Annotated in this window: 24 protein-coding genes; 20 read left to right on the forward strand and 4 right to left on the reverse strand. The window is 65.1% G+C overall.

What is annotated here, in order from left to right; translation table 11 throughout:
- The first annotated feature begins 3 nt into the window (after positions 1–3).
- The 13 genes from AB4099_RS05535 to AB4099_RS05595 all read left to right on the forward strand — a co-directional run bounded on the left by AB4099_RS05535 (position 4) and on the right by AB4099_RS05595 (position 12,658).
- Complete coding sequence (locus AB4099_RS05535; RefSeq protein WP_441477316.1) at positions 4–2,280, forward strand: hypothetical protein; 2,277 nt, start codon at positions 4–6, stop codon at positions 2,278–2,280.
- Positions 2,281–2,287: 7 nt separating this feature from the next.
- A complete protein-coding gene (locus AB4099_RS05540; RefSeq protein ID WP_441477317.1) occupies positions 2,288–2,476 on the forward strand; it encodes a hypothetical protein in 189 nt (62 codons plus the stop codon).
- On the forward strand, positions 2,457–3,797 hold the full coding sequence (locus AB4099_RS05545; RefSeq protein ID WP_441477318.1) for a hypothetical protein: 1,341 nt from the start codon (positions 2,457–2,459) through the stop codon (positions 3,795–3,797). The genes AB4099_RS05540 and AB4099_RS05545 overlap by 20 nt, the downstream gene beginning before the upstream one ends.
- Position 3,798: 1 nt before the next feature.
- Positions 3,799–4,356 (forward strand): DUF4376 domain-containing protein, encoded by a 558-nt coding sequence (locus AB4099_RS05550; RefSeq protein WP_441477319.1) that lies wholly within the window; start codon positions 3,799–3,801, stop codon positions 4,354–4,356.
- A gap of 126 nt (positions 4,357–4,482) precedes the next feature.
- The gene (locus tag AB4099_RS05555) at positions 4,483–5,694 is read left to right on the forward strand and encodes a phage tail sheath C-terminal domain-containing protein (RefSeq protein ID WP_441477320.1); all 1,212 of its coding nucleotides are present in this window, start codon (positions 4,483–4,485) and stop codon (positions 5,692–5,694) included.
- A gap of 27 nt (positions 5,695–5,721) precedes the next feature.
- The gene (locus AB4099_RS05560) at positions 5,722–6,267 is read left to right on the forward strand and encodes a phage major tail tube protein (RefSeq protein ID WP_441477321.1); all 546 of its coding nucleotides are present in this window, start codon (positions 5,722–5,724) and stop codon (positions 6,265–6,267) included.
- 4 nt (positions 6,268–6,271) lie between these two features.
- Positions 6,272–6,757, forward strand: coding sequence for a phage tail assembly protein (locus AB4099_RS05565; RefSeq protein ID WP_441477322.1), 486 nt, complete (start codon positions 6,272–6,274; stop codon positions 6,755–6,757).
- A 164-nt stretch (positions 6,758–6,921) separates the two neighbouring features.
- Positions 6,922–9,399: a phage tail tape measure protein gene (locus AB4099_RS05570; protein ID WP_441477675.1), complete on the forward strand. Its 2,478-nt coding sequence runs from the start codon at positions 6,922–6,924 to the stop codon at positions 9,397–9,399.
- A complete protein-coding gene (locus AB4099_RS05575; protein WP_441477323.1) occupies positions 9,399–9,824 on the forward strand; it encodes a phage tail protein in 426 nt (141 codons plus the stop codon). The genes AB4099_RS05570 and AB4099_RS05575 overlap by 1 nt, the downstream gene beginning before the upstream one ends.
- Positions 9,824–10,039, forward strand: coding sequence for a tail protein X (locus tag AB4099_RS05580; RefSeq protein WP_441477324.1), 216 nt, complete (start codon positions 9,824–9,826; stop codon positions 10,037–10,039). The genes AB4099_RS05575 and AB4099_RS05580 overlap by 1 nt, the downstream gene beginning before the upstream one ends.
- 3 nt (positions 10,040–10,042) lie before the next feature.
- Positions 10,043–11,095 (forward strand): phage late control D family protein, encoded by a 1,053-nt coding sequence (locus tag AB4099_RS05585; RefSeq protein WP_441477325.1) that lies wholly within the window; start codon positions 10,043–10,045, stop codon positions 11,093–11,095.
- 143 nt (positions 11,096–11,238) lie between these two features.
- On the forward strand, positions 11,239–12,054 hold the full coding sequence (locus AB4099_RS05590; RefSeq protein ID WP_441477326.1) for a DNA adenine methylase: 816 nt from the start codon (positions 11,239–11,241) through the stop codon (positions 12,052–12,054).
- Positions 12,044–12,658 (forward strand): hypothetical protein, encoded by a 615-nt coding sequence (locus AB4099_RS05595; RefSeq protein WP_441477327.1) that lies wholly within the window; start codon positions 12,044–12,046, stop codon positions 12,656–12,658. The genes AB4099_RS05590 and AB4099_RS05595 overlap by 11 nt, the downstream gene beginning before the upstream one ends.
- A gap of 180 nt (positions 12,659–12,838) precedes the next feature.
- Here AB4099_RS05595 and AB4099_RS05600 read toward each other — a convergent pair whose 3' ends face one another.
- Positions 12,839–13,900, reverse strand: a complete 1,062-nt coding sequence (locus AB4099_RS05600; protein WP_441477328.1) for a hypothetical protein — start codon at positions 13,898–13,900, stop codon at positions 12,839–12,841.
- A 352-nt stretch (positions 13,901–14,252) separates the two neighbouring features.
- Between AB4099_RS05600 and AB4099_RS05605 the strand changes: the two genes are divergently transcribed.
- The 3 genes from AB4099_RS05605 to bla all read left to right on the forward strand — a co-directional run bounded on the left by AB4099_RS05605 (position 14,253) and on the right by bla (position 18,324).
- Complete coding sequence (locus tag AB4099_RS05605; RefSeq protein ID WP_441477329.1) at positions 14,253–15,428, forward strand: phosphoserine transaminase; 1,176 nt, start codon at positions 14,253–14,255, stop codon at positions 15,426–15,428.
- A gap of 225 nt (positions 15,429–15,653) precedes the next feature.
- Positions 15,654–17,258, forward strand: a complete 1,605-nt coding sequence (gene serA / locus AB4099_RS05610) for a phosphoglycerate dehydrogenase (RefSeq protein ID WP_113517107.1) — start codon at positions 15,654–15,656, stop codon at positions 17,256–17,258.
- A gap of 70 nt (positions 17,259–17,328) precedes the next feature.
- Entirely contained in the window at positions 17,329–18,324 is a 996-nt protein-coding gene (gene bla, locus AB4099_RS05615) for a class A beta-lactamase (RefSeq protein WP_441477330.1), read from the forward strand.
- A 108-nt stretch (positions 18,325–18,432) separates the two neighbouring features.
- Here bla and AB4099_RS05620 read toward each other — a convergent pair whose 3' ends face one another.
- Positions 18,433–19,347, reverse strand: coding sequence for a DMT family transporter (locus AB4099_RS05620; protein ID WP_441477331.1), 915 nt, complete (start codon positions 19,345–19,347; stop codon positions 18,433–18,435).
- Between the two features lie 122 nt (positions 19,348–19,469).
- Between AB4099_RS05620 and AB4099_RS05625 the strand changes: the two genes are divergently transcribed.
- Together AB4099_RS05625 and AB4099_RS05630 are read left to right on the forward strand one after the other, a co-directional pair.
- Positions 19,470–20,348, forward strand: coding sequence for a type 1 glutamine amidotransferase (locus AB4099_RS05625; protein WP_441477332.1), 879 nt, complete (start codon positions 19,470–19,472; stop codon positions 20,346–20,348).
- 100 nt (positions 20,349–20,448) lie between these two features.
- Positions 20,449–22,155, forward strand: a complete 1,707-nt coding sequence (locus AB4099_RS05630; RefSeq protein WP_441477333.1) for a mucoidy inhibitor MuiA family protein — start codon at positions 20,449–20,451, stop codon at positions 22,153–22,155.
- A gap of 77 nt (positions 22,156–22,232) precedes the next feature.
- Here AB4099_RS05630 and AB4099_RS05635 read toward each other — a convergent pair whose 3' ends face one another.
- Positions 22,233–22,685, reverse strand: a complete 453-nt coding sequence (locus AB4099_RS05635; protein ID WP_113517097.1) for a carboxymuconolactone decarboxylase family protein — start codon at positions 22,683–22,685, stop codon at positions 22,233–22,235.
- Between the two features lie 11 nt (positions 22,686–22,696).
- The gene (locus tag AB4099_RS05640) at positions 22,697–23,125 is read right to left on the reverse strand and encodes a cupin domain-containing protein (protein ID WP_113517096.1); all 429 of its coding nucleotides are present in this window, start codon (positions 23,123–23,125) and stop codon (positions 22,697–22,699) included.
- 95 nt (positions 23,126–23,220) lie between these two features.
- On the opposite strand from AB4099_RS05640, the gene pdxR reads away from it, so the two are divergent.
- Together pdxR and AB4099_RS05650 are read left to right on the forward strand one after the other, a co-directional pair.
- The gene (gene pdxR, locus AB4099_RS05645; protein WP_441477334.1) at positions 23,221–24,639 is read left to right on the forward strand and encodes a MocR-like pyridoxine biosynthesis transcription factor PdxR; all 1,419 of its coding nucleotides are present in this window, start codon (positions 23,221–23,223) and stop codon (positions 24,637–24,639) included.
- A gap of 209 nt (positions 24,640–24,848) precedes the next feature.
- Positions 24,849–26,141, forward strand: a complete 1,293-nt coding sequence (locus AB4099_RS05650) for an adenylosuccinate synthase (protein WP_113517094.1) — start codon at positions 24,849–24,851, stop codon at positions 26,139–26,141.
- The last annotated feature ends 1 nt before the right edge of the window (position 26,142 follow it).

A 26,142-nucleotide genomic window follows, 5' to 3' on the forward strand; every position in this document is an offset into this window, starting at 1 on the left:
GACATGACACAGCGCGTGCTCTTCAACGATGCCGAGGTGGTCGAGGCTACTGATCTGACGGAGATCGGCGCGACGCAGATGGCGGCCGTCGACCAGCTGATCCGGGACGCGATCGGATATCCCGCTCATTGGGCGGCCTTCACCGTCAGCCAGGTCTCGGCGCAGATCGTCCGCATCAGCGCGGGTCGCTATCACACGGCTGAGAAGGTTTTCGCTTCCTCCGCCGATACCGATCTCAACCTGCAGATCCACATCCCTGTAGCCGCTTCAGACCAGCGCTGGGTTGCGCTGATCCTGCGCGGTACCGAGAAGGAACGCACGGCTCAGAGGATCTTCGAAACCTCGGCCGATGTCGAAACCTCCCAGCCGGTCGAGCAGACCGCGCCGAAGCTGCTGGAGCGCGTCGTCTCCTTCACGGTCCAGCAGGGCGCTGCCTCGCCGGCGCCGGCGTTGCGTCCGGCGATCGCGCAGACCGATGCGGTGATCGCTTGGGTGCTGCTGAAATCGACCGGCATCTTCTCGATCGAGCCCGGCGAAACCGCCAGGGTGAAAACCCTCTACGAAGTCGAAAAGCGCCTCGCCACGGTCGAGGTCGATCTGTCGAGCCTGTTCGAGCGCACCGCCTCGATCGAGACCGATATCAGCAATATCGCGGCAAGGCTGTCCGACATTCCGCGCCCGGCGCTGATGCGGCAGATTCAGCGCAATCTCGGCCAGCTCAATCAGCAGGTGGTGCTGCCCGAAGAGGCGCGCGCGTCGCGGTTCGATCCGGGCCTGACCTATGACCTTTGGGACCCGCAGCACGCCGGCTGGCTCGCTCGCGTCAAAGAAGGCATCCATTTCCCCTACGCCTCCCAGCAGATCGCGCAGCTTGCCCTAGCGAATGAGGACGATCCGTCGATCGCAATCCGCAATCGCCGGATGATCCCGGCCTTTGACGAGGTCGAGCGCATCTCGAACATCGGCCGCGACAGCTCCGTCAACATCTCGCAGCTCACGCACACTGTCGTCACCGCTGTGAAGCAGGAGGTCGCCCGCAGCCGGGTCGTGCTGGGCACATCCGAGCTCGTCTGCACCAACAGTCAGTATTGGGCGACAATGCTGGCCGGCGTGCAGATCGGGCAGATCTTCACCCTGAACGGCGAGACCTTCCTCCTGGAGGGCTCGAACGGCATGGTTCACTACTCCGGTGAGGACAAATATCGGCATCTCCGCCGCGTCATCACCGAGCAGTGGAGCGAGACCTATTGGACCTATGAGAGCGAGGAAGTCGGTCTCAACGGTTCAATCTATGCGCAGAGCTTCCTGTGTTCGCAGCCCATGGTCGCGACCTCGATCGAGCTTGATTTCGAACGTGTCGGCGCCACCGGCGATGTCTTCGTGCTGCTGGTCGAGACCGGGCCGAGCGCGGCGCCGATCTTCACCGCCGTTATCGCCAGCGCGACAAAGACACGGGACCAGCTGACGACCGGCTGGAACAAGTTCGAGATCGATTTCACGCTGCTCGATGCCGGCAAACGCTATGCCTGGGTCAGCGTCACGACCGGCAACCATGCGCTCTACGCGACCACCGGGAACAAGTTCACCGGCGGAACCCGCTTCGCCTGTACGGACGGTGTTTTTGCCCAAGGCGATCTGACCAGCGACTTCGCATTCAAGATCAACGCCGCCCGCTTCCGCCAGCCCCGCACCGTGCTGGAATTCGATCCGATCACGCTCACGGGCGGCATGACCAATATCGAGATGGTCATGAAGTCGTGGCAGCCCGGCGCGACCGCGCTGGAATGGGAATATCGGCCGACAGGCCAGACCACATGGTACACGATCGAGGACGATTATCCGGGTGGCGGCCATCCGCTCGCCGGCCTGCCCGCGCTTTGCGGCCTGCGCCTGGTGATGATCGGGACCGCCGACCTCGCCCCCATGGTCGTGCTCGACAACAAGCTGAAATGCGTGACCGGGCGCAATCGCAGCGAGATGAAGGCTGTCAGCGATCCCATCGCCTTCGGTCTCTCGACCACGTCGATCATGACGCAATACCTGGTCGATTCCTTCGATCCGGCGATCCACACCTTCACGCCAAAGATCATCGTCGGGGCGACCAGCTACACGGCGGCCGCCACGACGGTGACGGTCGATGCCGCTGATCCGAAGCGACGCTTCATCGAATCCACCTTCACGGTGCCTTCGACCACGAATGCGCGGATGGCGCCGGAGATGACGACGTCGAACGTCGTCACGGTGCCCTTCATCAACAACAGCAACATCATCGCGATCTGAGGGCGCCATGGCCACCGCATCCAAGAAGCCGAAATACCAGCCGGACGCCGAATATGACGTGCGCCTGGCGCGCGTCGTTCGCTATGGCGGGCTGAAGCTCTTGCCCCGGAACGCCTGTGTGCTGACCGGCGCTGCGCTCAACGAGATCGTCGAGCGGGAAGGCGAGGACGTGATCGATGCCGCCACATCCCGGTAACGACTATGCCATCAGCGGCAGGGACAAACTGACGCCTGACCTCTGGAACGACGTCATGGCTTCGCTCTCGCAGCGTCTCGCCGCGCGCGAGCTGCTTGAAGCGACGTTTGAGGCGCTGATCGCCGACGGTACACAGGCTGCGCTCGACCTGATCCAGGTCAATGTCGGGCCGCAGCTTGAGACACTGACCGCGCAGATCGCCGCATTGGCAGACCAGCTTGCCGAAATCATCGGCGGCGGCACCGCGGCGAATTCACTTCTTTTCGGCGGTCAGACCCCGGCCTTCTATCGTTCCCTCGCCAATGCCACCGGATCACTGCCCGTCGCGCAAATCTCCGGCCTCGATGCTGTCGTTCAGGCTTATATCGACGCCCTGAAGGGTGGCGTCGGCACGGCACTCGATACGCTGGTCGAATTCGCCGCCGCCATCGGCAATGATCCGAACCATGCCGCCACCATGATGACGGCCTTGGGGCTGCGGCTTCGGGTCGACGCAGCGCAGGGACTGACGGCGGCGCAAACGCTCCAGGCTCGGCAGAATCTGGGCATCGCCTCGGCGATCGACGGTTTCCTGACCGCGTCTGACCTCGCGGCCGCCCGTTCGGTGCTGGGCGTCCGCCCCTATGTCATTGGCGAGGAAATCTGGGGCTCGTTCACGTCACTCCCTCCGCTTTGCGTTTGGGCAAACGGTCAGAACCTGAGCCGGACGACCTATGCGAGCTTGATGCTTGCCACCGTTATCGCGGGGAACTTCGCCGGCGCGAGCGGCGCGTCGGTGGTGGCCGTAACAGTCGCCAACACGGATCTTGGGAGCGAAATTCAGATCGGAATGCCGGTCGAGTGCGCCGGCATCCAGGCTGGCACGACGATCGCAAACGTCGTTCTCGCCTCGGGGACCACCTACAACATCACGCTGTCGCTTCCGACCACGGCGATTCTCAATTCGGGTGGCGCCATATTCCCCAACGGGAACGGCAACGGGACCACGACATTCGGCGTTGCGGATTGGCGCGACCGGGCAGGCGTTGGACGCGGCAACATGGGCGGGACGGCAGCCGGGCGGCTCACTTTGGCCAATGCCGGGTTTAATTCCTCACGGCTCGGCGCCGCCGGCGGTGACGAGCGGATGCAGTCCCACGCCCACGCCAAGGGCATCCTCCCCGTCGGGCAGGTCCCCGTGACGAGCAACCCGCAGACCTATTACGCCCTTCAGGGCGACGGCTCGACCTATAATTCGAACACCGGGAGCGCGGGCGCCGGCAACAGCCAGAACGTTCAGCCCTCGCTGGTGCGCAACGTCGTGATTTTCGCAGGAGCCTGACATGTCGATCGAGATCCACCGCGCGGTGATCGATGCCCTAGGCTTCGACCTGGCGAGCGCCGTCACGGCCTTCCAGGACGCGCGCACCGCCCACGCCCAAACTATTGGCGAACCGGCCCCAACGGCGCACCCTCTTGTCGAGTTGATCACTCGCAGCGGCGGCGCGTTCGTGATCATCGAGCCGCCCGTGGTCGCGCCTCCCGAGCTTCCGCCGCTTAGCTTGACGGCCTATGCGGCCGACCGGCGTTGGCGGGCGGAACAGGCCGGCACCGTCTGGAATGGTTGGCCTATCCACACGGATGATCGGAGCCAGGGCAAGTACCTCTCGGAGCTGCAGGCGATCACGCTCGGCGTCCGGATCGATGGCGATCCGTGGAAATTTGCCGATGGCGCCTTCCGGCCTGTCTCCAACGCCGATTTTCCGGCGCTGGCTACGGCCGCGCGCGCGCATGTCCGCGGGGTCTTCGCGATCGAAGGGCAGTTGATTGCGGCGATCGAGGCCGGCACGATCACCGACCAGGCCGGGGTCGATGCAGCGTTTGCGGCTGCGCCGACGTAAATCGCGGCCACTCTTTGCCGCCAACGACAAAGGCCCCGGACGCGCGTCCGGGGCCTTTTGCGTTGGTCTCATCCGTAGCGTCGGCTCCAACCTCAGCGATGTCAAGCGCCGGATCCGGAGCAGCAAATGGCCACCACCGAATTCTTCCACGGCACGCGCGTCTTCAAGGTTGGCCAGACGCAGCGCCCCGTCGAGGTGCAGGACTACTCGACACTTGGCACTGTCATGATCGCGCCTGCTGCGGATCCCGACGTCTTCCCACTCGACACGCCGGTCACCGTCTTCACCAACGATACTGTGGCGCGCGCCGCAGCTGGCACCGGTGGCAATGTCGACGCGATCTTCGACGCGATCGACGACCAGGGCATTGTGGCTGAGCTTCAGGTGATCCGCGTTGCCGAGGGCACCTCGGAAGTGCCCCAGACGAAGCTGGAGCAGACGATCGCCAACATCGTCGGCAGCGGTGCCAATAACTCCGGCGTCCATGCCTTCAAGGAGGCTTCAAAGCCCGCAAAACTCATCTTCGTGCCGGGCTACGATAGCCAGCGCATCTCGAACGCCAAGAACCCGGTGGCGGCCGAGCTCGAAGGCATCTGCAATCGCCTCCGCGCGATCAAGATCCTCAACACGCCCGATGCGTCGAAGGAGGCGGCCGAGCTCTATCGATCGGACTTCGCGGACGATCCGCGCGCCTATCTCTTCCACCCTTCCGTGAAGGTGTTTCGAACCACCACCGTCATCGAGCCAGCCTCCGGTCGTGTCGCGGGCTTGTTCGTCAAGCGCGACAAGGAAATCGGCGGCCCCTACGAAAGCCCGTCGAACCAGAGCATGGGCGGCACCCAGGGGCCATCGCGCCCCATTCCGTATTTCGACGGCGAGCCGGACAGCGAGGCGAACTACCTCAACAAGATCCGCATCGCGACCTTGCGCGGTGGCTCAATCCTGTGGGGCAACCGCACCTGCGCCGCCGACCCGCTCGACACGTTCGTGAATGTCGTGCGCACGCAGGACATGATCGACGATACCGTCATGCGGGCCTTTTACTGGGCGATCGACCGCAACCAGTCGGTGCCGCTCACACAGGCAATTCTGCAGACGCTCGACGATTTCGGCGATGAGCTCGTCGGCAAAGGTGGCGTCCTCGGCTTCAGGCCTTGGTTCGATCGCAGCCTGAACACCAACGGCGCCCTCGGTGGCGGCATCCTGCGCATCGATTACGACCGCGAACCGGCGGCGCCGCTCGAGGATCTGCAGTTCGGCGCGCACCGCAACCTCGAATATTACGCGACCCTGGCGGACGGCATCATCAACATTTCCAGCAACATCACCGCCCGCTGACGCAGGCTCGCGACCGGAGGCCCGTTCATGTCGAAACTCTCCCTGCTCGTCGTCCGCGGCATGAATTGGTACGTCGAGGACGCCGCCGGAACGCCGCTCAACACCCATCTCGCGACGGAGAGCTCCAAGCTCCCCAACATGAGCGAGAACATGGAGAGCTTTGTCCCGGCCGCCAGCAATGGCGCGATCGAGATCCCGCTCAACCGCGAGGCTGTCGAGATCGCGCTTAAGACCAAGGGATTGCAGCCGGAGCTGCTGAAGCTGTTTTCGACGCCGTTCGGCATCAGGCGGAAGTTCACCGGCTTCGGCGCGCTGGTGAACGAGTACGCCTCGGTCGAGAGCGAGCGGCTGATCCAGGTGACCGCAACAGCCTATGGCCGCCTGGGGGCCGAGATAGACGAACATAACGGCTCGTCGGTGATGGGCACCAACTATGCCATCAAGTCGATTTCGAAATATGTGCTGACGATCGGCACCTCGGAGATCGCCCGCTTCAACATCGAACTCGGCGGCTGGACGGATCAGGAGGGCCAGCAGAGCGCGATCGCGACCATGATCGGCCTCAACGGCTGACATCATGGCAACGCCGCATGATCCTGATTTCGATCCCATCCGCCCGCCGCCGGGCTCGCCAGACCAGCTCGGCGTACCGCGCGAGCCCCCGCACTTCTGGATCGACCCCGCCGCAAACACCGCCGCAGATCTCGCCAATGGCAGGCTGACGGTGAGCTTCGGTCCAGCGCCACACGTCGCGCCGGCCGATCCATCGGCGTGGTCGAACACGGTGCCCCTCGATCACGAAATGATCGTCGATGGCAAGAAGGTGGCGGCGATCACCATCCGGCGTCCGACCGGCAACGATGTGGCCGAGCTGCTGATGGAGGACGACAACGAGGCGACGCTCCCCCTGCGGCTGCGCGCTCGTATCTGCGGACACCACCCGGCCGTCTTCGGCGCACTCTGGGCAGATGATGCGGAGCGGGTGGCCGCGGCCTGCCGCCCTTTCTTGCCCCGCGCCATTCTCGCCATCGAGGCGGAGATGGAGACGGACGCCGCCGGCTGATCGAGCGCTCGCCGCTCGGTTCGATTCCGCTGATCGCCATCGAGGTCGCGCGCGGCACCGATACGCCGCTGTCCGTCGTCCTGGACTGGCCGTTGACCAAGATCCTGTTCTGGCACGGCGAGGTCGCCGTGCTCGCCGGCACATAGGAAACCAGCCCCGTGAGCATGCGCGTCAAAATGGTCCTGGACCTGGTCGCCAACACCAAGGGCGGCGCGGCGCAGGCGAAGCGCGATCTTCAGGGCGTCAAAGGCGCTGCAAAGGGCCTCGACAGCGCCCGCGCCGGCCAGCGCATCACCCGCGATTTCCTGAACCTCTCGACCAGTTCGAAGGCCGCTACACGCGGCATGAAGGAGGCCAAGGCGGCATCCACCGCGCTCGGCACGAATTCCGGCGCCGCAAAGCTCTCGCGGGACATGGATCATCTCGCACGTCGCACTGCCCGGGCCCGCGCGGAGATCGCCCAGCTCGGCACTGCGGAGGGAAAAGCGGCAGCCCGCACGCAGGCGCAGGCTCGTGCGGCGCGGCGAAAGGCCGAGAGCGAGGGCGGCGGTACGTCGCTCTTTGCCGGCACCCGCGCCATGGTTGGCGGCTATCTCGGCGTCCAGGGCGCCCGCATGGCGGCACGTGCGACGGTCGGCCAGTCGATCTCCTTCGAAAAGGCCATGGCCGAGGTGAAGAAGAAGGTCGACGGGATGGATGACCCCGCCGCCCTGGCGACCATGGAGCAGTCCGTCTCGAAATGGGCGATCGCCTACGGTCGCGCCCGTGAGGAAGTCGCCGCATTGGTCGCCGAGGCCGGCGCCGGCGGCGTCGCACTGAAGGACATGCCAGGGTTCGTGCGCATCAACCTGGCCGCGGCGACCGCCTGGGACGTCTCGGCGGACAAGGCCGGCAACGCGCTGTCAAAAATCCGTGCGGCGACAGGCTGGGGCAATGAACAGCTTGAGCTGTTCGTCGACAAGGTCAACGCACTCTCCGACGCCGGTGCGGCGAAGGAAATGGACGTCGTCGAGATGTTCCAGCGCGCAGGCGCGGCCGCCAAGGCCGCCGGCGTCGAATTCGATACCTCGCTCGCCTTCCTCACCGCGATGAACAACGTCGCAATCGCGCCCGAGGTCGCCGCGCGCGGCTTCAACGCCCTTTCATCAAACCTGCGCACGGCGACTGAACAGCCCGCGCGGGTGGAAGACGGCCTGAAAATGCTCGGATTGACGCCCAAGGGCGTCGAGAAGGGGATGAAGACGAATGCAACCGCCACCATGATCGACGTGCTGGAGCGACTGGAAAAGCACGCAGACAAGGCGAAGGCCGCGATCAAGATCTTCGGCAAGGAATGGTGGGACGAGATCGCCCGCGCCGGCCAGGCGTTGCCCGAGATCCGCAAGAATCTCGATATAGTTCGCTCTCCGGCCAAGCATGTCGGTTCGGCGCAGAACAGCCTCAACATCGAGCTCGCGACCACCGACAAGCACCTGAAGCGGCTCTCGGCTCTCGCGTCGGAGGTCGGCGATCGTCTCGGACGCTGGGCCCTGCCGGGGATCAATGAGGGCATCGAGAAAATCATCGCTGGCATGGACGCCCTGGACAAGCGGGCGGCCGACCGGAAGCAGGCGGAGGAGCTGGAAGGCAAGGTCTCAAACAATCAGCCGCTGACGCCTGAGGAACGCGAGAAGCTCGCCAATGACCGTCACCTGGCTGCACGGGTGCGGCGCGGGGCCAATGCGACCTCGTCGAAGCGCGATTTCGAGGCGACCTCTTCACGCATGGAGGGGGCAGATGGGCCCACCGCCTTGTCCGAGCGGGCCCAGCTGCTGCGCCGCCAGCTGGAACGCCAGATCGAGACGCTTGAAACCGAGTTGAAACTGACGCCGGATGGACGCGGCGACCGAAAGAAGACCCGGCGCCTCGACAATCTGCGGAAGCAGCTGAAGGAGATCCCGACCAGCCCCTTGGACGGCCGGGCTTCGAGTACGGATCCGCGCCGGCCGGCCGACCAGGCCGAGCGCGGACAGGCCGATCGCGGCGAGGTCATGGCCTTGCGCGAGCGCGTCCTGCAGCTCGAGAGCAGGCTTTCGACCCTCGCCGAGCTGCAGCGGACGGCGACGAACCCGGCCGACCGCCGGGGCTTCGGTGCCGATGCCGAGCCGCTGGAGCGCCGCCGCAACCAGGCCGACGAGCAGTTGCGTCGCAAAGTGGCGCCCAACCTGACCGCCGCCGGCCGATTTGGCTTCGGCCCCGGTGGAGCGCCGGTCTCGGCGCAGCCCCGTGGCGCCGGCAGCGGTTCCCGCTCGTTTGGCCTGTCGGTGAAGGATTGGGCCCAGAGCCTGATCGGCGCCGGCGATGTCGATCTCGGCGGCGCCGGCATCACCATCGCCGAAAGTCTGGCCTCGGGCCTGCGTTCGGGCGGCGCATCGGCGACCAGCGCGGCCAGTGGCATCCGTGATGGCATCACAGGCGCGTTCTCTGGCGCGGACCTGACCGGGGCCGGCACGACGATGATGGCGTCACTCGAAGCCGGCATCATCGCGGGCGGTCCTCGCGCGGTCGCCGCCGCGCAGCGCGTAGCCGGGCAGGTCAAGGGCGCGCTCGCCGGCGGCGGCCGCCAGACGCTCAGCGGCTCTCTACACGATGGGGTCGAGTGATGTCAGGCGTCCCGATTCTCGCCATTGGCCCGCATATCTTCGCGAGCCTTCCGCTCTCGCTCCAGAAGATCCAGGAGCGGACCAAGATGAAATGGCCGACGATCAACCGCTTCGGCGTCGGCCCGGCCCGCCAGAACACCGGCCGTGACGAAGACGAGTTCACCGTCGAGGGACTGTATTTCAACGACGAATGGGGCGGGCATCCAGAATACCTCGCTCTGAAGGCGACACAGCGCGCCGGGCTGCCTGTGGAGTTACTCGGTGCAGCCGCCGGCGGCGGGGCCTCCGTCTTCGGCACGGTCGTCATCCTGGAAGTCGGCGCGATGCATTCGGTCATTCGTCGCTCGGGCATCGGCGCCAAGGTCGAATTCGACGTGAAGCTTGCACCCTTCGGCGGAGACCTCGCCTTCGGAGGGCTGCTCTGATGCGCGTCCAGGTCCGCAAGGATGGCATGACGCTCGATCTCGTCGTCTGGCAGGCCTTAGACCGTTTGGATCCGGGCGTCGTCGAAGCCGTGCTCGCCCTAAACCCCGGCATTGCGGACCTTGGCGCGGTGCTTCCGGTCGGCACCTTCGTCGAGCTCCCGGAGCCGCAGGCGCCCCAGCCGCGCCTGCGCGAAACCGTCGTGCTCTGGAGCTGAGCAATGGCATTCGCACTCTCCCAGCCCAACGCACTTGGCTTCACCCCGCTGATTTCGATCGAGGTGAACGGGAAGGAGGTGGCGGCCGGCTTCTACGGCCGGCTGATCAAGGCGACGCTGACGGATGAGGCGGGCCAGAAATCCGACAAGGTCACCTTCGAGCTCGACGACGCGCAGAACGCGATCATCGCGCCGCCGCCGAAAGCCACGATCCTGGTCAAGCTCGGCTTCAAGGAAACGGGGCTGGTACCGAAGGGCACTTTCGAGATGCAACCCGTCGCCTTCAAGGGCGATGCCAATACCGGCGAGACGCTGACGATCCAGGCGAGCGCGGCCGACCTGAAGCGCAAACTTAAGGGCAAGGGGCGGGAAAGCTTCGCGAACAAGACGGTCAAGGAGATCGCGGAGACAATTGCTCAGCGCAACGGCATGACCGTGGCGATCGATCCCGATCTGGCGTCGATCAAGCTCGATTTCCGGGCTCGGGTCGATGTCAGCGAAATCGACTTCCTGACCACGCTGGGCGACGAATTCGATGCGGTTGTGAAGCCTATGGGTGACAAGCTCGTCATCTCCCGCCGTGGCGCAGGCAAATCCGTTTCCGGGCTGTTGCTGCCTGCCATCGCGATCGAGAAACGGGATTGTGCCGACTGGGAAGTGACGCCGGACGGCCGTACCGAATACGCGACCGTCAAAGCGGCCTGGATCGACCAGAAGACGGGCAAGCGCCAGACGGCCGAGGCAAAAACCGGGCTGGAAGGTCCGGAGACGGTGCTGCGTTCGCCCTATCCAACAAAGGAGCAGGCCGAGAAGGCCGCGATGGCTGAGGCTCGCCGCCTGACGCGGCAGTCCGGCGACGGTTATTTCAAGCTCTATGGCCGGCCCGAAGCCCGGGCCGAGGCCGATGTGATCGCGGGGCAGAGCTTCCGGAAGGAGATCGCCGGCACCTGGCGTTCGGACTCCGTCGAGCACGTCTTCGAGGCCTCGGGCTTCATCACCACCGTCAACATCGCAGCGAAGGAGGACGGCTCGTCCGCCAAGAAGGGAGACGACTGAGAACGTGACGTGACAGGGGAGCCCAAGGGCTCCGGCGGCCCAACCTTGGCAGAGCAAGCCGCCCGACGAGTCAAGTTTACATCGCCTGCCACGGCGGCCGCGAGGCCGCGCCGCACAGGTGACGATTCAGGACTTCGACACAAATGGAATCCGTCAATCCGGTTAATCCGGTGGCCGGCTATGTCGGCGGCAAGAAGCAGCTCGCTCGCACCATCATCGGGCGCATTGGTGCCGTCGAGCACTCTATATATGCGGAGCCCTTCGTCGGCATGGGCGGCGTCTTCCTGCGCAGGCCGAGCCGCCCGAAGGTTGAGGTTATCAACGACGCTTCGCGCGATATCGCGACGTTCTTCCGCATCCTCCAGCACCACTATCAGGCGTTCATGGACGTACTGAAATGGCAGCTCACCAGCCGGGCCGAGTTCCAGCTCTTGGTCGACCAGGACCCCGATACGCTGACAGACCTGCGTCGCGCAGCCCGCTTCCTCTATCTCCAGCGCCTCAGCTTCGGCGGGAAGGTCGCCAGCCGCAGTTTCGGCATCGATACAAAGGGGCCCGCGCGCTTCGACGTGAACCGCTTGGCTCCCATGCTGGAGGCCGTCCACGAGCGTCTTAGCGGCGTCTGGATAGAGTGCCTGGGCTGGCAAGCCTTCATCGAACGCTGGGACAGGCCGGGCGCGCTGTTCTATCTCGATCCGCCTTACTGGGGGACCGAGCACTATTATGGCCGTGGACTATTCGGCAGGGAGCAGTTCGAACTGCTCAGCGCCGCTTTACAGCGCATTCAAGGCCGCTTCATCTTGTCATTGAACGACGTGCCCGAGGTGCGCGAGCTGTTCGCGTGGGCGACGATCGACACAGTCGAGCTGAGCTACCAGGCGGGGGGTGGCGGACACACCAAACCGGTGCGGGAGGTGGTGATTACGCGGACCGTGAAGGTGAAGTTCGATGGCGATTGAGTTGACGCTCGACACGATCTTGAAGGTTGCGGGCTTGGGTGGGGTTGCCGCTGGGGTCACCAACCAGCTGCTGAAATGGGGTGTCGACGCCTATACCGAGCGCACCAAGAAACAAAGCGATGCCGTCTATGCTGCGGTTCGAGCCGTGGTGGCGCTGGAGCGCTATGTTTTGCAGTCAGAAGCGCATCTTTCTGATCGCGAATTCGAACAAGAACGCGGGCGAATTGACGATGCAGGAGATTTGCCCAAGCTCGACGCCTTGCCGTTGGACATCAACTGGCGCGCTTTCGATACCGAGTTTGCTTTTGGGGTCCTGGGCTTCCCGGCAAAGATCGAAGAAGCGCAGGCCAATTGTGATCGATATGCGTGGGAGTCCAATGACTATTGGCATTCGGAGGGGGAAGCTAAACGCCTTGGCTTAGCCGCTTGGGAACTAGCTGTTGCAATTCGTCAGCGATATCGTCTTGGGGCGAACAAAGAGGTTGGGGAGACAGTTCCGCTGTTGAGAGACCGGAAAATGGAACAGGCCGCCCGGAGAGGGCGGCGGTTGGCGGAATGGTCAGATGCCCGACGTGAGCGTGGGTTTGTGCATCCCAAAGCATAAACGGGCACCATCCAGCCAGAATGGGAGGCGCTGTTCTAGGTATGCTCTGCGCGCTCGCCTTCGTCACTGTTCGCTACATTCGCGGCACTTCTTCTCAGGTAGCAAACCCCGAGCGCCCGGGAACGGAGTTTGCCGTCTGGCTGCGGCTATCGGCTCGGGTGGCGGTTGACGTGTTTGCTGCTACCTGGCCGGCCTCAGTTCGGGCGGCACTGGCAGAGTGCGCCATTCCCGAGGCGGGGAGCGAACCTTGAACTGAAATGGTGTTTGCATCGAAAACGAGACCACCAGACCTGCGTCTACACGCAAGTCCAAAGTCCAATCGGAGAGGCGCTGCAAGTTGGCGGGCGACAAGAATGCGCGGGCGTCCGCCACCTTACGCTCCAACTGTTCCACCGCCGCAAGTGCCGACCTCAAAAGACGCTCCGCGTCGAGGAGATCGTCCATTCTTGGTGATAGCTGGATCACCAGATCGAGAGCCTCTTCGGCAGTGCATGTGTTGATCAACTCCGCCGCGGCAACCGCATTGTGAGCCTCCGCTGCCGTGAGAAAACGCTCAATTATGAAGCTCAATCCATCGACAGGCACACGATTGACGGTTCTCGCCTCCATTCTGCTCGATGCTTTGCCGAAACCATCTACGATATGTATCTCTTCCAGCTTCTCGATCGGCAGCGAGCCTCCGGCTCCGAGTTTGGCGATTCGTGTCCAAGCCGATTTCGAGCCAGCCCGGAGAAGGACGCTCCGCAGACTGTCCATCGCAGCGGCGACGGGCTTCAGTGCTCGCGCACGCATTTTCAGGTTGCCAGCAAGTGGAAGTGTGGCGAGCAGATAGTCCTCTGCGCGTCGCCTTTGTCCTTCAAACTTGGATCTTGCTACGGCTGCCTCGCCGAAATGGCTCTTTGCGCACTCATGGCCGATGGCACGCAGAACGCCTTCCCCACGAAACCAAGCCAGAGAGCCTTCGTAGTATTTGGGAGCAAGGGGAGAGCAGATCGGACACGTCGCGCGCCCGACATCCGCGCGCTTGCTTTCAGGAATTACAAAGCGAAGTACTTCGTCGAATTCGGCGTCCCGAGGTGGAGACGACGGATCGTGGTGCAGCCAGAGATCGGGTCTGCCGGTTTCGATCACCCAAGCCCGAAAGTCATCAATAACTGATTGAGGCGGAAAGTTGGGGAAGGGAGAAGGGCGAGTCCTCTCGGACGGCAACGGGTCTGACTTCAGTGGCTTGCGCAGTTGCATGGCTGAACCTTCACGTTGGACCAATCCTCCCTGCTTCTGATTTTCGGTTCGTGAGTCGCGGACCGTTGACTAAGGGTAATAGCATTCCGCGACGTCATTCACGAGTCGGGCCGAGCTGGTCCCCGCTCTCCACAGGGTCGCTGGTTGTCGTGATGTCAGCAGGTAGCGTCAGGCCAACGGCGACAACGCCGATTCACAACCTGTTGCCATTTGATTGTTCGCGCGATGCCATTTGAAAGTTCGCGCTACAATTAAGGCCGCCGCTTGACTCCCCCCGCCCTGATCCCCTACCCCCATCGACGGGACACGCCGCCCCAACGCGGCGCGCCCATCTGTAAGGATGGAGACATCGATGGCGAATACTGTTCCGGCCACGCGTCCGCGCGTGCCGCATTTCTCGTCCGGCCCCTGCGCCAAGCGCCCCGGCTGGTCCCTCAAAGCCCTGTCAGACGCAGCGCTCGGCCGCTCGCACCGTGCCAAGATCGGCAAGGACAAGCTCAAGCTTGCGATCGACCTGACGCGTGAGATCCTGCAGGTGCCGGCCGATTATCGCATCGGCATCGTGCCCGCCTCCGATACCGGCGCCGTCGAGATGGCGATGTGGTCGCTGCTCGGGGCGCGCGGCGTGGACATGCTCGCCTGGGAGAGCTTTGGCGAGGGATGGGTGACCGATGTCGCCAAGCAGCTCAAGCTCAGCGATGTCCGCACCTTCACGGCGCCCTATGGCGAGCTGCCGAACCTGAAGAAGGTCGACACGAAAAACCGCGACGTCGTCTTCACCTGGAACGGCACGACCTCCGGCGTGCGCGTCGTCGACGCGAGCTGGATCGCCGATGACCGCGAAGGCCTGACGATCTGCGACGCGACCTCGGCTGCCTTCGCCCAGCGCCTCGACTGGCAAAAGCTCGATGTCACGACCTTCTCCTGGCAGAAGGTTCTGGGCGGCGAAGCGGCCCATGGCATGATCGTGCTCTCGCCGCGCGCGGTCGAACGCCTCCTGACCTACAAGCCGGCCTGGCCGCTGCCGAAGGTTTTCCGCATGACCTCCGGCGGCAAGCTCTCCGAGGGCATCTTTGTCGGCGAGACGATCAACACGCCCTCCATGCTCGCGGTCGAGGATTATCTCGATGCGCTGCACTGGGCGAAGAAGGTCGGCGGGCTGGACGGACTGGTGAAGCGCGCCGACGGCAATGCCCGCGTGCTCGCCAAATTCGTGCGCGAGAACGATTGGATCGATTTCCTCGCGGTGAAGCCGAAGACGCGCTCGAACACGAGCGTCTGCCTGAAGTTCACCGACCCGGCGGTGACGGCGCTGCCGGCCGACGCGCAGGCGGCCTTTGCCAAGCAGGTGGTGTCGATCATCGAGAAGGCGGGCGCGGGCTTCGATCTCGGGCATTATCGCGACGCCCCTCCCGGGCTGCGGATCTGGTGCGGCGCGACCGTGCAGAGCCGCGATCTCAAGGCGCTGTTGCCCTGGATCACCTATGCCTTCAACGAGGCCAAGGCCGGGTTGAAGAGGGCGGCGTAAGCGCCGCCGCGCCGACCTCGAGATCATGGTCGGGCTTGTCCCGACCATCCACGCCTTGCAACGCCGATGGCGTGCGGGACGATGGCTTTGAGGCCGAGCCGGCCGCTTTGCCCAGGCGAGGGCCTGCGCGCCCCGCGCGAAGACGTGGATGGTCGCCGCAAGGGCGGCCATGGCGACCTTCTCCATTTTAGCCCGCTCTCAGCGCGGGCAACCGAGGTATTCCCCATGACCGCGCCCAAAACGACCGCCCCCAAAGTCCTGATTTCGGACGCCCTTTCTCCCGCCGCCGTGCAGATCTTCAAGGATCGCGGCATCGACGTGACCTTCGATCCGAGCCTCGGCAAGGACAAGGACAAGCTCGCCGCGATCATCGGCGAGTATGACGGCCTCGCCATCCGCTCGGCGACCAAGGCCACCGCCAAGCTCCTGGAGCAGGCGAAAAACCTCAAGGTCATCGGCCGCGCCGGCATCGGCGTCGACAATGTCGAGATCCCGGCGGCGACGGCGCGTGGCATCATCGTGATGAACACGCCTTTCGGCAATTCGATCACCACCGCCGAGCACGCCATCGCCATGATGTTCGCACTCGCCCGGCAGATCCCCTCCGCCGATCTCTCGACCCAGGCCGGCAAGTGGGAAAAGAACCGCTTCATGGGCGTCGAGATCACCGCCAAGACGCTCGGCCTGATCGGCTGCGGCAATATCGGCTCGATCGTCGCCGAGCGCGGCATCGGCCTGAAGATGCGCGTCATCGCCTTCGACCCCTATCTCTCGCCGGAACGGGCGGTGCAGCTCGGCGTCGAAAAGGTCGAGCTCGACGACCTGCTGAAGCGCGCGGATTTCATCACCCTGCATGTGCCCATGACCGAGAAGACGAAGAACATCCTCTCGGCCGAGAATCTCGCCAAGACCAAGAAGGGCGTGCGCATCATCAACTGCGCGCGCGGCGGCCTGGTCGACGAGGCAGCACTCGCCGCACTGATCAAGTCCGGCCATGTCGCAGGCGCCGCCTTCGACGTGTTTTCGCAGGAGCCGGCCGAGACGAACCCGCTCTTCGGCCTGGAAAACGTCGTCTGCACGCCGCATCTCGGTGCCTCGACCAACGAGGCGCAGGAGAATGTCGCCCTGCAGGTCGCCGAGCAGATGTCGGACTACCTGCTCAAGGGCGCGATCACCAATGCGGTCAACTTCCCGTCGATCTCCGCCGAGGAAGCGCCGCGGATCAAGCCCTTCGTGGCGCTGGCCGAAAAGCTCGGTTCCTTCCTGGGGCAGCTCACCGAGGCCGCCGTCAAGGGCATCCGCATCGAGTATGAGGGCGCAGTCGCACAGCTCAACCTGAAAGCGATCTCCGCGGCCGCGATCACCGGCGTGCTGCGCCCCTTCCTGCCCGAGATCAACATGGTCAACGCCGCGATGATCGCCAAGGAGAAGGGCATCGTCGTCGAGGAGATGACACGCGAGGTCGCCGGCAATCTCGAAAGCGTCATCCGCATCGTCGTCGATGCCGAGGACATGCCGCGCCATGCCTCCGGCACGGTGTTCCAGGACGGCAAGCCGCGCATCGTCGAGATCCGCGACATCCAGGTCGATGCCGAGTTCGCGCCGCACATGCTCTATGTCCGCAATGCCGACAAGCCGGGCTTCATCGGCCAGTTCGGCTCGCTGCTCGGCGCGGCCGGCGTCAATGTCGCGACCTTCAGCCTCGGCCGCGACAAACCGGGCGGGGATGCCATCTGCTACGTCGCCGTCGACGAGGCAATCTCGGACGAATTGCTCGACAAGATCCACGAGATCCCGATGGTGAAGCGGGCGCGCCGGCTGAAGTTCTGAGGCCGCCGGCATCGCGCCCAAACGGCGCCGCAATCCAGATCCCCTGTGGCCCCGCCACAGGGGATTTTTCATGTCGCGATTCGCCGCTCTCGCCCTCGCCTGCCTCGTTGCCACGCCGGCGCTCGCCGACTGGGACAGGGCAAAACTCGACGGCGGCATCCAGACCATCGAACGGGAGGCCAGGGGCCGCCTCGGCGTCGCGCTGATCGACCTGAAGGACCGCAAGAGCTGGTCGCATCGCGGGCAGGAGCGCTTCCCGATGCAGAGCGTGTTCAAGCTGCCGCTTGCGATCGCGGTGCTCCAGGCGGTCGAGGCCGGCAAGCTCAGGCTCGACCAGGAGATCCGCGTGAGGCGCAACGAGCTCGCCCTCTACTGGAGCCCGCTGAAGAAGAGCTTCAAGGGCGAGGAGCAGGGCTACACGGTCACGGATCTTCTCACCCGCTCGACCGGGGCAAGCGACAACAGCGCCGCCGACGTGCTGATGAAGCGGATCGGCGGGCCGAAGGTCGTCACGACGATGCTGAACGAGGGCGGCATCGCCGGAATTTCGGTCGACCGTTATGAGCGCGAGTTCCAGCCCGAGATCGCCGGCCTGCCGGCCTTCGCCTGGGACGAGGTCATTGACGACGAAGCTTTTGAGGCCGCGATCGCGGCCATGCCGAAGGAGAAACGGCGCGCGGCGCTGGAGAGCTATATCAAAGGCGAAGCACGGGATTCTGCCACGCCCGAAGCCTCGATCGCCTTTCTCGAAGGCCTCGCCAAGGGCAACTGGCTACGCGAGCCGGCGCATGACCGGCTGCTGACCGACATTCTCTTGAAATCACCGACCGGCGCCCAGCGGGTCAGGGCCGGCCTCCCCGCTGGCGCGACCTTCGCCCATAAGACCGGCACCGGCGACACGCTCGACGGCATCAACAGCGCCACCAACGATATCGGGATCGTCGCCCTGCCCGACGGGCGGCGCTTCGCGATCGCGATCTACCTTGCCGGCGCGCAGGCCGATGCCACGGCGCGCGAAGCAGCGCATGCAGCCGTTGCGAAGCTCGCTGTCGAGAGCCTGAACTAAAGCATCGGCCCGAAAAGTGGAGTGCGGTTTTCGGGAAAGCCGATGCAAATACAGGAGGTTAGATCATCGGACTGGATAATATGATATCCGGTCCGATGATCTAAGGCTTCACGCCCTGGAGGCGCGATGTTCGGCGATCCAGATGCCGCCGAGCACCAGCGCCAGCGCCAGCCCGTGATAGAGCGCGAGATGCTCGCCCAGGATCAGCACGGCGAGCATCGGCGCGAAGACCGGCACCAGATTGACGAAGACGCCGGCCCGGCCGGGTCCGATCAACTCGACCGCGCGCAGGAAGAAGAGCTGCGAGAGCAGCGACGGCCCGATCACGACAAAGGCCAGGATCGCCCAGCCCTGGAGGGTCGGCCAGATGACGCTGCCGTTCCAGATCTCGAGCCCGAGCAGCGGCAGCGAGACGATGCCGGCGACGATCGCCATCGCCGTGAAGAAGACCAGGCCCGGCACCGCCGGACGCGAGCGGATCCCGACTGTGTAGCCGGCATAGAAGAGGCAGCCGATGATCATCCAGACATCGCCCGGCGCGAAACTGAAATTCGCGAGCGTCCCGAAATCTCCGCGGCTCGCCGTCACCACGACGCCGAGCATGGTGACCGCGACGCCGATCGCCTGCATCCAGCCGATCGGCGTGCGATAGGCGATGAAGGCTCCGATCAGCACATAGACCGGGATCGAGCCCTGCAAAATCCCGATATTGATCGCGGTCGTCGAATAGGCCGCAAGATACATCAGCGCGTTGAAGGCCGTGAAGCCAAGCGCGCCGAGCATGATGATCCGCCAGCGATGCGCCAGCAGGACCGGCGCATAGTGCTTCAGTTCGCGCCGCAGCAGCAATGGCAGGATTGCGCAGACGAAAACCCAGCGCAGCGAGGTCAGCGCCATCGGCGAGATCTGACCAACGGCAAGCCGGCTGGCCACGGCATTGCCGCCCCACATCAAGGTGGTGAGGATCAGGAGCAGATAGGCGTTGCCCCAGACACGCTGCGGCAGGGAGGTGGCTGGGGACAAGGTTGCGGCCTGTGCGGGGGCGGAATGCGCTTCAATAGCCTTGTGTCCCCGTCGCATCCTATGAGATGAGGCGCAAGGCTGCCCGTCGCCCGACGCATCCCTCCTGAGAGGCGTTTGCCACCATGCTGCATGTTTCGAGACCGCTGCGCCTGCTCGTCGTCGATGGCAACACACGGGAACAGCGCGAGAGCCATGCTGCCGGCTACGGCACGCAGCCGGGCGAAGCCTATGCCGATGTCGTGCGCTCGATCGCGCCCGAGAGCATCACGGATATCTGCCTGCCGGCCGATACCGGCGCGAACCTGCCGGACGGCGCCGGGCTTGCATCCTATGACGGCATCTTCCTCACCGGCTCCGCCCTGCACATCTACAACCTCGAACCGTCGGTCACGCGCCAGATCGAGCTGATGCGGGCGATCTACGCCAGCGGCACGCCCAGTTTCGGCTCCTGCTGGGGCATCCAGATGGGCGCGGTCGCCGCCGGCGGCACCGTCGTCGCCAACCCCAGGGGCCGCGAGATCGGCGTCGCCCGCAAGATCACCCTGACCGAGGCCGGGCGCTCGCATCCGCTGCTCGCTGGCCGTCCGCTCAGCTTCGATGCGCCCGCGATCCATCTCGACACCATCGCCCTGCCCCCGGCGGATACGACGGTCCTCGCCTCGAATGCCTACAGCGCCGTGCATGCAGCCGAGATCCGCCATGACGGCGGCACCTTCTGGGGCGTGCAGTATCATCCCGAGTTCCCGCTCGGTCAGGTCGCCTCGATCCTCGGGCGCATGGTGCCGACCCTGATCGCGGAAGGCTTCCGCAAGGACGAAGCGGCCGCGGAAAGCTGGCTTGCCGATCTCTACGCGCTTGATGCCGAGCCGACGCGGCATGACCTCGCCTGGGCTCATGGCCTGGATGAAGAGGTTCTGGACAGCGAGCGGCGCGTCACCGAGTTGCGGAATTTCATCGCAAATCGCGTCAAGCCTCACATGAGCATGCGCGCCCGGGCCTGAGAGTTCGGGGCACAACCGCATTCCGGCCCAATTCCGCCTTGGCCGCGCCGAATTCCGACGCGCCAATCCGCCGCACTGATTTGCCTCGGGGGAATGCCTGATGATGAGCCGACTTGCTGCCGCCCTGATCTTCGCGCCGAGCCTTGCAAGCGCAGCCGAGATCGAATTGCCGACACGGATCGACCGGGTCACGGTCTATCCCGACGGCGCGGTGGTGACCCGGCTCGGCAAGGCCGAATTGCTGCAGGGTGCCTCGCAGGTCGTGCTGCGTGGCCTGCCGGCGGCAGTGGATCCCGCCTCGATCCGTGTCGAGGGCAAGGGTGACGGCGCTTTCGCGATTGGCGCGGTCGATGTCCGCCCGGTTCCCGGCGATGCCAGGCAGGGTCTCGATGCGGTAATCGAGGCCAAGCTCAAGGCCCTGCGCGAGCAGAAGGAGACGCTGGACGGCCAGGTCAGCGCGATCGAGGCCAAGCGCGGGACCATCGAGCGTTTCGGCCAGACGGGCCCCGACAAGCTCGGCCCGGACGGCAAGGCCCTGCCGATCAGCGACTGGCCGGCCGTGTTCGACGCGATCGGCACCGCGCTGGTCAAGGTCAATGACGAGCTGCGCATCGCGCGCAGCCGCGTCTCCGATACGCAAGCTGAAATCGAAGCGCTGGAGCGCACAAGGCCGCAGGCCGGCCGTGGCAATGCACCGAAGCGCGATGTTGCGATCGCGGTCGAGGCCAAAACGCCGCTCGCAGCCGAGTTCACCGTCAGCTACCGCGTCACCAGCGCGAACTGGCTGCCGAGCTATGAGGCCAGGTTGGCGACCGACAGCGCCACCGCCAAGCCCGAGATCACCTTCATTCGCCGCGCCGAGCTGCGCCAGCGCACCGGCGAGGACTGGACCGACGTCGCGCTGATCCTTTCGACCACGCGCTCGGCGGGCGGAACACGCGCACCCGAGCTTGCCCCCATGCAGGTCGCCTTCCTCGATGCAGCGGTTCTCTATGAGAGCCGCACGCGCCTCGCGCCGGCCCCGATGGCGGCGGCCCGAGCCAAGGCCGAAGCTGAATTAGAGGCCGCGAAGTCGCGCAGGATGGCGGATTCGCCGAGCCCGGCCGAAATCCAGACAGCCCAGGTCGAGACCAGCACCTATCAGGCCAGCTTCATCGTGCCGGGCCGCGTCACAGTCCCCCAGGGCGCGACGTCCAAGGCCGTGGTGCTGAGCCAGGGTCAGGTCAGCCCGACGCTCTCGGCCCGCGCCACGCCCGAGCTCGAAGAGAAGGCCTATCTCGAAGCCGTCTTCCTCCACGAGGACGAGGCGCCTCTGCTTCCGGGCGTGGTCATGCTGCACCGTGACGGCGCCTATATCGGCCGCGGCCGGCTCGGGCTGGTCGCCCCCGGAGACAAGGTCGAGCTCGGCTTCGGCGCCGATGACAAGCTCAAGGTCAGCCGCGCACCCGTGCGCCGTCGCGAGAACGAGCCCACCTGGCTCGGCCAGACCCGCACGGATCTGCGCGAATTCAGGACGGTGGTGAAGAGCCTCCACGCTCAGCCGGTCAAGGTCACCGTCATGGAACGCGTGCCCTTCTCGGAGAACAGTTCGATCACGGTGGAGACCCTGTCGCAAACCACGCCGCCGACCGAGAAGCAGGTCGGCGACAAGCGCGGCGTCTCGGCCTGGACCTTCGATCTCGCCCCCGGCGCGGAGAAGGAGATCAAGCTCGCCTACCGCCTGAAATGGCCGGGCGACCGCGAGGTCACGTTCGAGTCCAGGCCAATCCAGCCGGCAGCGATGCCGCGCCCGCTGGCGCAGAACTGACTGGATGATCGGACCTGATCTCGTATCCGGTCCGATCCTCCAAGCCTCTGTGTTTGCACGGGCCGGCGCTTGAGGGTTCAGTGCCGCGCCGCCGCAGGAACGGTGCGGAAACTGATCGCCATGCGGTTATAGACGTTCATCAGGCCGATCGCGATCGTCAGGTCGGCCAGTTCCTTCTCGCTGAACTGCGCAGAAGCGGCGGCGAAATCAGCGTCGGGCACCGTTGTATCGGCAACGCGCGTCACGGTTTCGGCCCAGGCCAGGGCAGCCCGCTCCTGCTCGGAGAACAGGCTCGGCGCCTCGCGCCACGCCTGCACCAGCACCAGCTTCTCGACCGCAAGCCCGCCCTTGAGCAGATCGCGCGAATGCATGTCGATGCAGTAGGCGCAGCCATTGATCTGCGAGACCCGCAAATAGACCAGATCGATCAGGGATTTGGCGAGGCCGGACTGGCCGACATGAGCATAGACGCCGCCAAGAGCCTTCATGCCGGCAGGCGAAGCAGTGGTGTAGTCGAGACGCTGGGTCATGGGATCGCTCCTCACTGGTGATCCGGGGTGGTCAGCACCGCTTCGGTGCTGTCGACGATGAACACGGCAAGCAGGCGCGCCGGCTCGGTCTTGCTGGCATTCTCACTGATCTTGTGATGCGCGCCCGGCACCTCGAACCAGGTCTCGCCGGTCCGGTAGATTCGGGCGGGCTGGTCATCGACCTGGCTGCGGATCGCACCCGACAACACATGGGCATAGATGAAGGCCGAGCCGGCATGATGGTGCGGGGTCGAGGCCGCGCCGGGCTTGTAGGTCACCTCAACGCTGACCAGGCTCTTGCCGGGAATGTTGGGTATCGCCTGCCTGAACACCGGCTTGACCGTCTCTCCGCCCGGCCTCGGCGAATGCGCCGAGGCGATGATGGGAAGGGCGAGTGCAGCAAACAGCGCCGCACCGGCTCCAGAGGCTCGAAGGCTCATCTCCGTTCTCCGTTCATTTCGATGGCAGGAGAATGCGGGCGAGATGATGCATGAGAAAGCACCAAGATTAGCAGAAATGACTGTACCATGATCCGATGACCGCTCTGCTCCGCATCCAGATCGACCGCAGCGCCAAGGCACCGCTCGCCCTGCAGATTCACGCCGCCATTCGCGATGCAATCCGGGAGGGCCAGCTCGCCGGCGGCGCGCGCCTGCCATCCTGGCGCGATCTTGCCGCGCAGCTTGGCATCGCCCGCGGAACCGTCAGGGCCGCCTATGAAAGACTGAGCGACGAGCAGTGGATCCTGTCGCAGGGCGCCGCCGGAACGCGCGTTGCCGAAAGGATGCCGGTGCTGGCAGCAGCCGAGCAGCCGAAGGAGAAGCCGCCCTTTCCCGAGCTGTTCCGCGATTTCGAGAACGTACCACTCGCCTTCCAGATGGGCGTTCCGGCGCAGGATGCCTTCCCCTTCACCCTCTGGTCGCGGGTGATGGCGCGCGCGGCCCGGAAGGCCGCCGTCGCGCCTGTCGGTTATCCCGATCCACGCGGTCATCCGGACCTGCGCCGAGAGATCGCCGCCTACCTCGCCATCGCTCGTGGCATTCGCTGCACGCCGGCTCAGATCCTGGTCACCAACGGCTTCGCGGGATCGCTCGGTCTCATCATTCGCACCTTGCGGCTCGAGGGCCGCTCGGCCTGGTTCGAGGAACCCGGCTTTCCCCTGACGCGCAGTGCCCTTCAGCTTGCCGGCATGGCGACCATCCCGGTGCCGGTCGATGGCGAGGGCCTGTCGGTCACCGAGGGCATACGGCGCGCTCCGCAGGCGGCGCTGGCCGTCGTCACCCCGGGGCAGCAGGCTCCGCTCGGGGTGACGCTGTCGCTGGAACGCCGGCTCGCTCTGCTCGACTGGGCGCGGCACGCGGGTGCCTGGATCGTCGAGGACGATTATCTCAGCGAGTTGCAGCTCAAGGGCCGTGCCACGCCGGCGCTCGCCTCGCTCGATCAGGATGGCTGCGTCCTGCATGCGGGCAGCTTCAGCAAGACGATCAGCCCGGCGTTGCGACTCGGCTTCCTGGTGGTTCCAGCCGCCGTCGCGGAGGCCTTCGGCACGATTGCCGCCTGTCTCGCGCCGGCTCCGTCCGCCGCGGTTCAGCATGCCGTGGCCAGCTTCCTGGCCGAGGGCCATTATCTGCGCCATCTGCGCCGGATGAAGCGGCTTTACAGCGCACGGCGTGAGCTGCTGCTCCAGCAGTTGCAGGAGACCGCAGAAGGGGCTTTCGCCATCCATGCCACCGGCGGCCTGTCGGTACGGATGGAGTTGCCACCGGGCACGGACGATATCGACATCGCCTTGCGCGCCCTGCCCTTCGGGATCGCGCCGGTGCCGCTCTCGCCCTGGTATGCTGAGCCGCCCGGGCACCGCGGCCTGTTGCTGGGCATCACCAATCTCGCAGAACGACGGATTGCGGCCGATTGCGCCAGGCTGATCGAACTTGTGCGGCTCGATGGCGGTTGATCCGCGCGCAAGGGTCAGATGGTCGCAGGACCAGGCCCGATGCGTGCAACTCCGTGCGGATAGCGGCCTCTCCAGGACGCGGTCAATCTTGACCTTGCCGCAATGTTGGCCCATGAGGGCTTGCAAGGACTTGCCCCGAAACCCCGGCCTTGCGTCGGGGTTTTTCATGTGCGCGGCGCTTGCGGCAACGAGGCAGGGATACCAGTCCGATGGCGAATGTGGTGGTGGTCGGCGCCCAATGGGGTGACGAAGGCAAGGGCAAGATCGTCGACTGGCTGTCGAGCCAGGCCGATGTCGTGGTGCGCTTCCAGGGCGGTCACAATGCCGGCCATACGCTCGTCATCGACGGCGTCGTCTACAAGCTCTCGCTGCTGCCCTCGGGCATCGTGCGGCCCGGCAAGCTTTCGGTCATCGGCAATGGCGTCGTGGTCGATCCCTGGCATCTCGTCGAGGAGATCGAGCGATTGCGCGCCCAGGGCGTCGCGATCTCGCCCGAGAACCTGCGCGTCGCCGACAACGCGACCCTGATCCTGCCGCTGCACCGCGAGCTCGACCATTTCCGCGAGACCAGCAATGCCGGCCTGAAGATCGGCACGACCAAGCGCGGCATCGGCCCCGCCTATGAGGACAAGGTCGGCCGGCGCGCGATTCGCGTCATCGACCTCAAGGATCCCGCGATCCTGAAGGCCAAGATCGAGCGCCTGCTCGCCCATCACAACGCGCTGCGTCGCGGGCTCGGCATCGGCGAAGTCGATGCCTCCGAGCTGCTCGAGCAGCTGACCAAGGTCGCGCCGCAGGTCCTGCCCTATGCCGACACGGTCTGGGCGCTGCTCGATTCGGAGCGCCGCGCCGGCAAGCGCATCCTGTTCGAAGGCGCACAGGGCGCGCTGCTCGATGTCGACCACGGCACCTACCCGTTCGTGACCTCCTCCAACATCGTCGCCGGCCAGGCCGCGACCGGCTCCGGCCTCGGCCCCTCCGCGGTCGGCTATGTGCTCGGCATCGCCAAGGCCTACACGACCCGCGTCGGCGAAGGCCCCTTCCCGACCGAGCTGTTTGACGAGACCGGCGAGCTGATCGGCCAGAAGGGCAAGGAATTCGGCGTCGTCACCGGACGCAAGCGCCGCTGCGGCTGGTTCGACGCCTGCCTGGTGCGCCAGACCGTGAAGACCTCCGGCATCGACGGCATCGCGCTGACCAAGCTCGACATCCTCGACGGCTTCAAGGAGATCAAGGTCTGCATCGGCTATCGTCTCGACGGTGCCGTGCTCGAGCATCTGCCTGCCGGCCAGAGCGATCAGGCCCGCGTGGAACCGATCTATGAGACGATCGAAGGCTGGGAAGGCTCGACCGCCAATGCCCGTTCATGGGCGGACCTGCCGGCCCAGGCGATCAAATATGTCCGCCGCATCGAGGAGCTGATCGGCGCCACCGTCGCCGTGCTCTCGACCAGCCCCGAGCGCGACGACACCATCCTGGTCCACAATCCTTTCGAGGGTTGAC

The sequence above is a fragment of the Allobosea sp. 2KB_26 genome (assembly GCF_052115715.1).
GTDB lineage: Bacteria > Pseudomonadota > Alphaproteobacteria > Rhizobiales > Beijerinckiaceae > Allobosea.

Coding starts and splice junctions, on each gene's coding strand:
- AB4099_RS05535 (WP_441477316.1), top strand. CDS start 4: ATGACACAGCGCGTGCTCTTCAACGATGCCGAGGTGGTCGAGGCTACT.
- AB4099_RS05540 (WP_441477317.1), top strand. CDS start 2,288: ATGGCCACCGCATCCAAGAAGCCGAAATACCAGCCGGACGCCGAATAT.
- AB4099_RS05545 (WP_441477318.1), top strand. CDS start 2,457: ATGCCGCCACATCCCGGTAACGACTATGCCATCAGCGGCAGGGACAAA.
- AB4099_RS05550 (WP_441477319.1), top strand. CDS start 3,799: ATGTCGATCGAGATCCACCGCGCGGTGATCGATGCCCTAGGCTTCGAC.
- AB4099_RS05555 (WP_441477320.1), top strand. CDS start 4,483: ATGGCCACCACCGAATTCTTCCACGGCACGCGCGTCTTCAAGGTTGGC.
- AB4099_RS05560 (WP_441477321.1), top strand. CDS start 5,722: ATGTCGAAACTCTCCCTGCTCGTCGTCCGCGGCATGAATTGGTACGTC.
- AB4099_RS05565 (WP_441477322.1), top strand. CDS start 6,272: ATGGCAACGCCGCATGATCCTGATTTCGATCCCATCCGCCCGCCGCCG.
- AB4099_RS05570 (WP_441477675.1), top strand. CDS start 6,922: ATGCGCGTCAAAATGGTCCTGGACCTGGTCGCCAACACCAAGGGCGGC.
- AB4099_RS05575 (WP_441477323.1), top strand. CDS start 9,399: ATGTCAGGCGTCCCGATTCTCGCCATTGGCCCGCATATCTTCGCGAGC.
- AB4099_RS05580 (WP_441477324.1), top strand. CDS start 9,824: ATGCGCGTCCAGGTCCGCAAGGATGGCATGACGCTCGATCTCGTCGTC.
- AB4099_RS05585 (WP_441477325.1), top strand. CDS start 10,043: ATGGCATTCGCACTCTCCCAGCCCAACGCACTTGGCTTCACCCCGCTG.
- AB4099_RS05590 (WP_441477326.1), top strand. CDS start 11,239: ATGGAATCCGTCAATCCGGTTAATCCGGTGGCCGGCTATGTCGGCGGC.
- AB4099_RS05595 (WP_441477327.1), top strand. CDS start 12,044: ATGGCGATTGAGTTGACGCTCGACACGATCTTGAAGGTTGCGGGCTTG.
- AB4099_RS05600 (WP_441477328.1), bottom strand. CDS start 13,900: ATGCAACTGCGCAAGCCACTGAAGTCAGACCCGTTGCCGTCCGAGAGG.
- AB4099_RS05605 (WP_441477329.1), top strand. CDS start 14,253: ATGGCGAATACTGTTCCGGCCACGCGTCCGCGCGTGCCGCATTTCTCG.
- serA (WP_113517107.1), top strand. CDS start 15,654: ATGACCGCGCCCAAAACGACCGCCCCCAAAGTCCTGATTTCGGACGCC.
- bla (WP_441477330.1), top strand. CDS start 17,329: ATGTCGCGATTCGCCGCTCTCGCCCTCGCCTGCCTCGTTGCCACGCCG.
- AB4099_RS05625 (WP_441477332.1), top strand. CDS start 19,470: ATGCTGCATGTTTCGAGACCGCTGCGCCTGCTCGTCGTCGATGGCAAC.
- AB4099_RS05630 (WP_441477333.1), top strand. CDS start 20,449: ATGATGAGCCGACTTGCTGCCGCCCTGATCTTCGCGCCGAGCCTTGCA.
- AB4099_RS05635 (WP_113517097.1), bottom strand. CDS start 22,685: ATGACCCAGCGTCTCGACTACACCACTGCTTCGCCTGCCGGCATGAAG.
- AB4099_RS05640 (WP_113517096.1), bottom strand. CDS start 23,125: ATGAGCCTTCGAGCCTCTGGAGCCGGTGCGGCGCTGTTTGCTGCACTC.
- pdxR (WP_441477334.1), top strand. CDS start 23,221: ATGACCGCTCTGCTCCGCATCCAGATCGACCGCAGCGCCAAGGCACCG.
- AB4099_RS05650 (WP_113517094.1), top strand. CDS start 24,849: ATGGCGAATGTGGTGGTGGTCGGCGCCCAATGGGGTGACGAAGGCAAG.